The organism is uncultured Nonlabens sp. (assembly GCF_947495285.1).
Classification (GTDB): Bacteria; Bacteroidota; Bacteroidia; order Flavobacteriales; family Flavobacteriaceae; genus Nonlabens.
The window spans coordinates 59407-70861 of the sequence record NZ_CANLXZ010000016.1 but is presented as its reverse complement, the minus strand read 5'-3'; the positions used below and the strand labels follow the sequence as shown (position 1 = coordinate 70861).

General features: G+C 37.4%; 7 protein-coding genes. 3 read left to right on the top strand and 4 right to left on the bottom strand.

Annotated elements, in window-relative coordinates; genetic code table 11:
- The first annotated feature begins 154 nt into the window (after positions 1-154).
- The 3 genes from Q0838_RS08520 to Q0838_RS08510 all read left to right on the top strand — a co-directional run bounded on the left by Q0838_RS08520 (position 155) and on the right by Q0838_RS08510 (position 8278).
- Positions 155-769 (top strand): transposase, encoded by a 615-nt coding sequence (locus tag Q0838_RS08520; protein ID WP_298953506.1) that lies wholly within the window; start codon positions 155-157, stop codon positions 767-769.
- A gap of 423 nt (positions 770-1192) precedes the next feature.
- Positions 1193-6067, top strand: coding sequence for a DNA repair ATPase (locus Q0838_RS08515; protein ID WP_298953503.1), 4875 nt, complete (start codon positions 1193-1195; stop codon positions 6065-6067).
- A 171-nt stretch (positions 6068-6238) separates the two neighbouring features.
- The gene (locus Q0838_RS08510) at positions 6239-8278 is read left to right on the top strand and encodes a TonB-dependent receptor (RefSeq protein WP_298953500.1); all 2040 of its coding nucleotides are present in this window, start codon (positions 6239-6241) and stop codon (positions 8276-8278) included.
- 90 nt (positions 8279-8368) lie between these two features.
- Here the strand turns inward: Q0838_RS08510 and Q0838_RS08505 are convergent, their stop codons facing one another.
- The 4 genes from Q0838_RS08505 to dprA all read right to left on the bottom strand — a co-directional run bounded on the left by Q0838_RS08505 (position 8369) and on the right by dprA (position 11439).
- A complete protein-coding gene (locus Q0838_RS08505) occupies positions 8369-8953 on the bottom strand; it encodes an NAD(P)H-dependent oxidoreductase (RefSeq protein ID WP_298953497.1) in 585 nt (194 codons plus the stop codon).
- Between the two features lie 146 nt (positions 8954-9099).
- A complete protein-coding gene (locus Q0838_RS08500) occupies positions 9100-9702 on the bottom strand; it encodes a thioredoxin family protein (RefSeq protein WP_298953494.1) in 603 nt (200 codons plus the stop codon).
- Positions 9703-9895: 193 nt separating this feature from the next.
- Positions 9896-10177, bottom strand: a complete 282-nt coding sequence (locus Q0838_RS08495) for a hypothetical protein (RefSeq protein WP_298953492.1) — start codon at positions 10175-10177, stop codon at positions 9896-9898.
- Between the two features lie 164 nt (positions 10178-10341).
- The gene (gene dprA / locus Q0838_RS08490) at positions 10342-11439 is read right to left on the bottom strand and encodes a DNA-processing protein DprA (RefSeq protein WP_298953489.1); all 1098 of its coding nucleotides are present in this window, start codon (positions 11437-11439) and stop codon (positions 10342-10344) included.
- Positions 11440-11455 lie beyond the last annotated feature (16 nt).

The window sequence follows — 11455 nt, the reverse complement described above, 5'->3', positions numbered from 1 at the left end:
GCGTCAACAACACGCATGCGATGCGTCAACAACACGCATGCGATGCGTCAACAACACGCATGCGATGCGTCAACAACGCAAATGCAATGCGTCAACAACACAAATGCAATGCGTCAACAACGCAAATGCGATGGGTCGAACAAACTAAGCTAGTATGAAGCAATATAATCGTAAATCAATACGTCTCAAAGGACATGACTACACATCAGTAGGCAGGTACTTTGTGACTATTGTAATACGTAATCGGTTGCATCTATTTGGAAAGGTGATTGATGGAAAAATGATACTCAATAAATTTGGAGAGATTGCGGCTAAAGAATGGCAGCAAACAATAAATTTAAGAGACAACGTATCCCTGGGAGCATTCATGATCATGCCAGATCATATTCATTTTGTCATTCATATAGAAGAACAAAGAAAACAAAAGGAATACACGACAGAAGAGTTGGAACGCAGAGCAGGAGCAGTTGCAGGAAAACACATGAATAAACCAGGTTCTTTAGGAGCAATAGTCAGAGGGTATAAAGGTGCTGTGACCAGACAGGTTTTAAGTGTCATATCAGAAAGTCAGAATAATGAATTGATCTTGAAAAATGGCGAGCTTAAGAACATCTATAATCAACTGAGAACTGAAAAAACCATATGGGTACGCAACTATAACGAAGCTATCATCAGAACTCAAAGACACTATGACAATGTAACCAGATACATCAATGATAATCCAAAAAAGTGGGATGAAAATCTAAAACAGAAACTAGATCTAGACTGATGAAAAGGCGCATGCGATGCGCCGAAAACGTAAGGTCGGATCGCATCGACCCACGCACTGAAAAGGCGCATGCGATGCGCCAAAACGTAAGGGCGGATCGCATCCGACCCACGCACTGAAAAGGCGCATGCGATGCGCCGAAAACGTAAGGGCAGATCGCATCCGACCCACGCACTGAAAAGGCGCATGCGATGCGCCGAGATGCAAGGGCGGATCGCATCCGACCCACGCACTGAAAAGGCGCACGCGATGCGCCGAGATGCAAGGGCAGATCGCATCCGACCCTCGCACTGAAAATGCGCATGCGATGCGCCGAAAACGTAAGGGCGGATCGCATCCGACCCTCGCACTGAAACGTAAGGGCGCATGAGATGCGCCCCAACAATGAAAAGGCGCACGCGATGCGCGACTAACTAAAAATAAATGGCAGAAAAAGATATAAAAGACACTAGACAACTGGACTCAGGCACCTACGAGATCATCCAGAGCCGACTGCTCAAGCAAAAAAATGACTTGCAGCAGCGACTCCATGCTCTTAATGAAGAACGTAAAAAGGTCTTCGGTTCTCTAGAAACACGACTGATTGCAAACGACCGTGTGAATACAGAAAATAACTGTATCGCTCGTGATATTGTGACCATCGGTAAATACAGCATCTTTGGGTACAACGTACATCTAGGATTGCGCACTGAGATGCAATTGAGCGATGTTTTTAGTATCTATGAGTTTGATCGTGACGGTGTGGATGGTGATGCGTTACGCTTTCGCGAAAGCGGGAACAAATTAAACCTCATCACTGATTCTATTTTTCAGACTGATTTTGAAAATCTGTACAAATACTATCGCAACACGATATTTTCCAAGTTTGCGATTATGGGGAATTACCTACATATGGTATTTCAACTCAGTGATTCTGTTACAGATATCAAGACTTTTAAGTGGTTGATAACTGATGATGGTTTGCAATATGTAGATAACCGTAGTGAGCATGAATATCGTTTTCCTGCGCAATATGGTTTCCAGTGGAAAGAGGCTGGACGCGATAATCAACGTGCTGGTGTGCATGGACATGTATCGATTCTAGACAAGGTTTTTGTAGAAACAATAGGTGGCGATTTAACCATAAAGGTTGAGGATAATACCGACGATGGTCAGGGAATTTATCGCGAAGATGTAGAACATCGCGACCAGACACTAGATGACGGACAATATCGTTATGCCGATTTAGGAAATCTCATTGTTCTAGAAATAAAGCCGTTTCAAGAAGAGCCTCGTTATTTTGTGTACAACCACAAGATTAAGGAAGTAGAACGCATCAATAGTATTGCAGAGGCTGCAGTATTATTACCGGACGATCAAGGTATTATTTTCCCGAGTGGTTATTACTTGCAAACTGGTGAGTACAACGTATTCCCTAGCGATGCTGGTAAATTAAAATTTCAGCAAAGAATCGCATCACCTAATGGTGAAGATCATTTGTATGTGTTTTATAATGCTGCACAGGGATTGTATGTACTCATGTCTTACAATGTGATCGATCAAACGGTAAACACACCTATCGTTTGTAATGGATTTACGATTTTAGAACAAGGTGAGTTGTGCTATTTCCGCACAGAAGATGAACAGACAAGGCATCACATGATGCAAATATGGCAAACTCCTTATTTAAAAGGTAACATCATGCCATCTGAGCATCAAGACACAATGTTATTTAAGATAGGAAACAAGGATATTGTTAAAGCCATGGCGCAGGCAAATGAGCTGCTCACGCTTCTTAATAAAGAAGATAGTTATGGTGGATTGTATGATGATATTGCACGTTCTTCTAAGGACATTCTAGATGCCTATTACTGGTTGCCCGAAGAGGAAACTAAACAAATCAACCTACCTCTTAACGAGATCAACAAGGCATCTAACGCAGCAATAGACGAGTTTGAGAAAGTAAAACAGCTGCGCAAACAAGCAGCTGCAGATACTAGAGATATTTCTAAAAAGGCAGATGAGCTTTTTAGTAAAATTAAAAGCACCTCATTTAAGTCTATCAATGATTTTGTAGAGCTGCTGACTCACCTGCGCAGTTTGCGAGGTGAAGCCATAGGTCTTTATGAAATACGTTATGTAGATACCGATTTTATAAAAGGAATCGAGGATCAAATCGTGGAACAAAATGAAGTGATCTCACGTCGTGCGGTTACTTTTTTACTCGATGATAAAGCACTTGCTCCTTATCACGACGCTGTTGCCCAAAAGCAAAAAGCACTAGACGACACAAAAAAAGTGATCGAGATTAAAAATCTTGAGAAAGAAGTGAATCAAATTGCTGAAGATCTGGAGCTTTTAATAGACATAGTTTCTAATTTAGAAATAGAAGATACTTCTCACTCTACTAAGATTATTGAGAACATATCGTTGATTTTTGCCACCATCAATCAGGTAAAAGCGGCGATTAAGAATAAAGTGAAAACCGTAGGTAAAAAAGAAGCGCAAGCAGATTTTGCCGCACAGTTAAAGCTGATTGATCAGAGTATTATCAATTACCTAGACATTGCAAACACACCAGAAAAGTGCGATGAGTTCCTTACCAAAGTTTCTATACAACTAGAAGAGTTAGAAGGAAAATTTGCCGACTATGAAGAGTACATTACAGAGATTATAGGCAAGCGTGAAGAGGTTTACGCTGCTTTTGATAATCGTAAAAGTAGTCTGGTAGAGGCGCGCAATAAAAAGGCGATGGCGTTTCAAAATGCTGCCCAACGTATTCTAAAAGGTGTTCAAAAAAGAGCACAATCATTAGATAGCGTTACTGAAATCAACGGTTATTTTGCCAGTGATTTAATGATCAATAAAGTGCGCGACATAGTCGTGCAATTAAAAGATCTCGATGATGCCGGAAAAGCCGAAGCGATAGAAACAGCGCTTAAAGTGGCTCGTGAAGATGCTTTGAGAAAACTCAAGGATAAGAACGAACTGTATGAAGATGGTGATAACATCATCAAGCTGGGGAAACATAAATTTGGTGTTAATAAACAGCAACTAGATCTGACCATTGTATTTAAGGATAATGGGCTGTTCTATCATTTAACAGGAACTGACTTTTATCAAGAATTACATAATGAGATTCTAACACAATCTCAAGAAATATGGAATCAGGATTTAGTTTCTGAGAATAACCAAGTCTATCGATCTGCCTACCTCGCCTACTCTATTTTTAAAACTGGAGATAAAGAAGCTTTAAGAATGATGAGTCCGGCAGATTTGCTCGCGACCGTTCAAGAAATCGCAAGTGGTAACTATTCTGGTGGTTATGTAAAAGGTGTTCATGACCATGACGCGGCACAATTTTTAAGTGTTTTATTACATAAACATCATGATCTGGGCTTACTCACTTATGACCCAAATACGAGAGCACAAGCACAGTTTTACTGGAATGCACTAGATACCAAACAGCGATCTAACCTCAACCGTATATTAAAAAGTGCTGGTGAGGTATTATCTGTTTTTCCAGATAGTAAGGAGTACGACTTTATAATAGAAGAACTGGCTGATGAGATTTTTAAAACTTCTGAGTCTGCTACTAGTTTATCTATCGCAAGTTACTTATTCAATGAACTTAAAGACAATGATCATTTCACAGTAAGCACGAGCGCTATTCAATTAAAAGAAGCTTTTGAAAAGAAAATAAAATCTCAAAATGCCGATTTAAAATTCAAGAAAAGCCTAGAAGCTTGTGAGGACGAGAAGTCTAAAGTGGAACTGGTGAGACATTGGGTTTCCGCTTTCGCAAAAGCGGACTCAAAACAATCTTTACTGACATATGTAAACGAATGTGTGGCAAACATACTTTATGGAGAGCTGACAGCTGATAAAACAGTTGCCATCTCACCTAGTGAAAACATAAACGATTTAAAAGGATCCCACCAGACGATTGAAGAAGGTGTATTTGTGTTTAATTATCATGAGTTTGTACTTACACTAGAGCATTTTACAACGATAAAAGTACCTGCTTATGAAACCTTTAGAAAAGCAAAACACCAGGTTACTGAAGAATTAAAAGAGTCCTTGCGACTAGAAGAATTTAAACCACGTGTATTGAGTTCTTTTGTCCGTAACAAGTTGATTGATCAAGTATATTTTCCACTAATAGGTGATAATCTTGCCAAACAATTAGGTACGGTAGGTGATACAAAACGTACCGATCGTATGGGATTATTGCTACTTATATCTCCACCAGGTTATGGTAAAACAACCTTGATGGAATATGTGGCAAACCGATTAGGATTAATATTTATGAAAATAAATGGTCCAGCGATAGGTCATGAAATCACATCTGTAGATCCTGAAGCGGCAACTAATGCAGCAACGAGAGAAGAACTTAAAAAGCTGAATCTTGCTTTTGAAATGGGTGATAATGTAATGCTATATCTAGATGATATCCAGCACTGTAATCCAGAGTTTTTACAAAAATTCATCAGTCTGTCTGATGGAACTCGTAAGATTGAAGGAGTCTATAATGGAAAGCCGAAGACCTATGATCTACGTAGTAAGAAATTTTGTGTGATTATGGCTGGTAATCCGTATACTGAAAGTGGCGATAAGTTCCAGATTCCAGATATGCTTGCCAACCGTGCCGATATTTATAATCTAGGTGATATTATAGGTGATACAGCTCATTTATTTGAATTGAGTCTGGTAGAAAATGCACTGACTAGTAATCCCGTATTGCAACAATTGAGTAACAAGCATTTTGATGATGTGTATGCGCTTATAGATCGTGTTCAAAACGGAGCAAGTGATAACGAGCTGAAAGGAAACCACAGCAATCAAGAAATAGCCGATTATGTTGCTGTACTTGAGAAGGTATTAAAAATACGTGATACAGTTCTTAAAGTGAACCAGACCTACATCGCGAGCGCAGGAATGGAAGACACTTACCGTACCGAACCTAGTTTTAAACTACAAGGTTCTTACCGTGATATGAATAAACTGGTCGCTAAGGTTGTTCCTATAATGGATGATAAAGAGTTGCAAACGCTCTTATTATCACATTATGAAAGTGAATCACAAACCTTAACTAGTGCTGCAGAGGCCAACTTGTTGAAGTATAAAGAACTCGTCAACACCATCACTACAGAAGAGCAACAGCGATGGAAAGACATTAAAGGGATTTTTGCCAAGAACAATAAACTTAGCGGTCTAGGTGGACAAAATCAGATGTCTCAAATCCTGAGTCAAATGATGGATTTTACCGAGAATCTAGAAGGTATTAAAGAGGTGTTGAGGAAAGGGCTCAGTAAATAATATACAAAGTTAGGAATGCCTAAAACCTTGTTTCACAGATTATAATAAAATATATACGAAGAATGAATACATAGAAATGCTAAGAAAACGAAAGTCTCTTAGCATTTTTTTAATTTATATATTCTTGAATAGCACATGTTAAAGGTGTAATTTTCAAAAAATATCCATTCATTGAAGAAAAAATTACTTTGCTATTCTATCCTATGTACAGCTTTTATTAGACTAGGTTATAGCCAGACCAAAACACCAACAACGTCTCAAAAAATTGACACTGTTTATATTAAGTCTGCACGTATTTCTACCACTGCTCAAAAATTACCTGCAGCGGTATCTGTTTATCAAGCAACAGTTAATGATGCAGCAAGACAGCAACTTTCTCTACAAGAATACACACAACAGGCTCCAGGTATTTTTGCTCAAAATGCCAATAATTTTGCTCAAGATTTGAGGGTTTCTATGCGTGGATTCGGTGCGCGATCTGCTTTTGGAATACGAGGGATAAAATTAATAGTAGATGGGATTCCAGAAACGACACCAGATGGACAAGGGCAGTTAGACAATGTTAATTTGGGGATTATAGACCGAATAGAGATTTTAAAAGGACCTAGTTCTAGTTTATACGGTAATGCTTCAGGTGGTGTTATCTCTATTCAAACTATAGATCAAATAGAAAAGCCTTTCTCTACCTGGAAAGCAACTGCTGGATCTTATGGATTTCAAAACTTACAAGCTACCGCTGGAATCAATACCAGAAAAGCAACCTATATATTCCATGGTAATTATGTGAAATCAGACGGATACAGAGATCAAAGTGGTTTTGAACAGTATAATGCTAACGTAAAAGCAAATTTTAAATTAAGCGATAAGTTTACTTTAAAGGCATTACTTAATTACAGCGGTTCTCCACAAGCAGATGATGCAGGTGGTATCAATTTAACCACAGTAGAAGCAGATCGAAGACAAGCAAGAGATAGAAATATACTTTTTCAAACAGGAGAAACAATACAGCAATTCAAAGCCGGTTTAAGTGCTATCTGGAATATAAACAACAACACTACCACAGAAGGTTATATGTTTTATAACAATAGACAGTTTGAAGGGAGATTGCCTTTTGAATTTGGAGGTTTGATTGAATTAGGAAGAGATTATCTAGGACAAGGTGCAAATATCACTTATTCCAAAGGCAAAAACACTTTAAAGGCTGGATATGATTTTGGATATCAAAATGACGATAGGCAACGTTTCAGAAATCTAGAAGGTATAAAAGGTGCACAAACTCTAGATCAAAAAGAACGTTTTACAAATCTAGGTATATACGTTACCGACCATTTAGAGCTTGACAAATGGTATCTTACTGGAGGAATACGTTTTGATTATAACAAACTTACTGCAATAGATAAGTTCTTAGAGAATGGTGACGATACTGGTAACATCACATTAAATTCTTTAAACCCTAGTATAGGTGGTAGTTACGCTTTCGCGAAAGCGCACAACGTATATGCAAACATTGCTACAAGTTTTGAGACTCCTGCATTATCAGAGTTATCTGCAAATCCAACTGGTGATCAAGGATTCAATGAAAACATAGAAGCCCAAAAAGCTATTAATTATGAAATAGGTATTAAAGGAAAACTAGCAAAAGGATTGAGTTATCAAACGGCTATTTTTTACATCGATACAGAAGATGATTTAGTCCCATTTGAATTGGCCGCTTTTACAGATCGTACTTTTTATAGAAATGCAGGAAAAACTACACGTAAAGGTCTAGAAGTTGAAGGTGCCTATACTTTTACAAAAGCCTGGTCACTTACTGCCGCTTACACATTTTCTGACTTTAAATACAGTGACTTTGTAGTTGATGATGTGAAATTTGATGGCAATTTATTACCTGGTATTCCAAAACACTTAACAAACATAGGGTTACAATATCAGTCTGAAAAAGGCTTTTTTGCAACCGTCCAGGCATCACTAGTAGGTAAGCAATATGCAAATGATAGTAATGAAGCTACTGTCGATGGATATGAAAATATCAATTTTAGAACAAGTTATATCTTTACTTATAAAGAGATTGCGGTTAGACCTTATGCTGGATTAAACAATGTACTTGATCAAGAATACACAGATAACGTGAGGATCAATGCTTTTGGTTCACGCTTTTTTGAACCTGCTCCAGGTATTAATGGGTATGGTGGGATTGAGCTACGATTTTAGGTAGTCTTGCTAGATCTTATTTTAATTTTAAAATGCCTAGAGAAATAAATTCTCTAGGCATTTTTAATACAACTAATTTCTAACAGTTATTTAAAGGGCTTCTATTTGTTGAGTAGCTTTTGCAATACTTTCTTCCTTATTTACATTGGCAAGATCTGCAGCAATGAAGGTCACATCTGTAATACCTAAAAAGCCTAAGAAAGTTCTAAGATATGGAGTAACAAAGTCTACTTCACTTCCTACAGGAGTACCACCAGTAGAAACTACTACATATGCTTTTTTATCTTTCAATAAACCTACAGGGCCTTCTGGAAGATAGTTGAAACTAATTCCTGCTCTGGAAATTAGATCGATATACGTTTTTAGACCTGCCGTAACACTGAAGTTATACATAGGTGCTGCGATGATGTACGCGTCTGCAGCGGCAAATTCTAGTGCTAGTTCATTGCTACCTGCAACTGCTTCTTTTTGAGCGTCTGACTGTTGATCTGCTGGTGTGAAATACCCCATATAACGATCCTTGCTGCCTAGAGTTACGTTATCGTCATAGTAAAGATCTCTCTTACTAGTTATTTCATGACCTTTAGATTCTAAGTTATTCTGTAATACATCTAGTATACTACGACTTACACTCTCTTCCTTTAAGGGACTACTATCTATTCTAAGTATATTCATAATGTAATTTTTATCGTATTTATAGGTACAAATAAAGAAGTTAATGGTTAAAAGAAAAAACATGTTGAACTGAACCGTACATGATTTTTAAAACTACTTTTTCTTTCTTTTGAGCACTCTTTTTGATAATAGAGCGCGACTTTTTTTTAAACAGCCTTTAACATATTTAAAAGATCGTTTTCTGTGTCCTTTCCTTTATTCTTATTGTACCAGTTTTGTAATTCTTCCTTAAATTCTGCAGAGAGAACACCTTTTGCTTGTTTTTCATTTGCAACGAGTTGCGTTGCCGTGGTTGGGCGTGGTCCCCATGTAGTAACAGGTAAGCCAGTTTCTTTATTTATTAAAATAAGCTTTGCTATAGAGCGACCTCCGTTAGTTAGAAACTGATCCATTAAATCTAGATTATCATCTCTTAAAACGACTCTTAGATCTACACCTGCAGCTTGCGCTACTTTATTCATCATAGGCATCGTTTGTGCAGCATCGCCGCACCAGCTTTCTGTAATGATTAAGAAATAGACTTCTTTATCAAAAGCTGTTAAAAATTCTTGATTTTCGGGAAGAATCTTCATGGTCTTATCCAGACGTTTCATACGCTGGTTATTAAGCATCGTATAATTTGCAAGCGCTTCAGTAACCTCAGCACCTGTGTTAGTATTGTTCTCAGTATGTGTTGCTACTAGATCACGATATTCTTGATAAGAAATTGATTTATCTGTAGCTGTTTTTATAATTTGTTGTAATTCCATAATACAAAAGTAACGTAGTAAGTAGTAAGTAGTATTAAAAAGGTGATAAAAGTCACAAGCTATGTTATATTATTCCTGAGACGAGATCTAGTAATAAATTTACCAATTCTAACGTGGCGCTGTAAAATGCTTTTATTTTCTATTTTTGATTTAAGATAAGCATAGAAACTCATGATAAAAATATCTTCTCGATCTACTGTTTTATAGGTAAATGGAGCAGTAATCTTATCTTAAAAGAATCTTCTGTAATATGAAAAGAATGTTCCAAATATAAACGCAATAAACTCATAAACGCCAGTACACGGTCTTCTTTTAAATTGAGTAAAGGTGATCTAAATTTCTTTTTAAAACTACGGAGTTTGGAATGTACTAAATCTAGCTGATTGAGTTCCATATAAATCAGTATTTCTAAAATATTTTTCTTGATCACCCCTAATATATTTTCCTTTTTATCATAAAACATATCGCTATGCATAAATGAATTTATAACACACCTCGTCTACTGAGATTGCTCGTGTTGAAATAAAAATGTTGCCTGTTCCCGTAGTATTATTAAAGATAATTTACAATAGAAAACGAGTCCTTTTTATAAAATTTCTCTTGTTCTATTTTTAAAGTATCCTTCGTTTTAAAAGAGGATTAAGCGAGTGTAAATAATTTTCCTGGCAGCGGTTTTACCACACCTTTAAGCTCCATACTCATGAGTTGAGAGGCTACTTTGTGTACTGGCATTTTTATCTTAAGAGCTATAATGTCTAGCATCTCATTATCATTCTCTTTAAAGAATTTATAAATAAGCTTTTCCTCTTCAGTAAGCTCTACAAAAAGTTGTTTCTGGACAGCAACGCCTCGCTCCTTCCACCCTAGAATGTAGGGAACATCGGCTGTTTTTGTGAGCATGTGTGCTTTAGACTGTTTTATCAACTCGTTGCAACCTATGGCATATTTATCATTCACACGACCTGGAACAGCAAACACCTCACGATTGTAACCGCAAGCAAGGTCTGCAGTGACTAGTGAGCCACCTTTTGAAGCGCTTTCTATAACCACAGTCGCCTCACTCATTCCTGCGATGATTCTATTTCTACCCAAGAAATTCTTGCGATCAAAGTTATCTGTATGCCAAAAATCGGTAATAAAACCACCATTTTGCAACATCTCTTCATTGTGCGCGGCGTGATTGCGTGGATAGGTTTGATTTAATCCATGTGCCATTACCGCAATGGTCTGTAAACCGTGTTCTATCGCCATTTTATGCGCTAGAATATCGACTCCATAAGCATAACCACTAATTATGATAGGTTTTAAAGGTGCTATCTCTGCAATAAATTTTTCTAAAAACGCAGCTCCATTACTTGTAATTTGTCTAGTACCGACTATACTCAGCGTGTACGGATTATCGAGGTTTATGTTTCCTTTTTCAAAGTAAATGATAGGCCCATCTACACAATACTTTAAACGTTCTGGATAATCTTCATTATAATAAACACGGTACTTTATTTTATTCTCTTCTATGAATTCCAGCTCCTTTGCTGCTTTTGCAAACAGACCGTCCTTGTTTCTTATAAATTGAGCCTTCTTCTCTCCTATTCCTTCTATGGCGGCTATGCCTTTATATTGTTGTTCAAAAACTCCAGTCGCGTTACCAAAGGTTCTGATCAACCTTTTGGCCATAATATCACCTATTAACGGTGCTTTTTTGAGTGCTAGTAAAGAAAGAAGTTCTTGTTGGTCCATAAAGGGCTAAGTTATG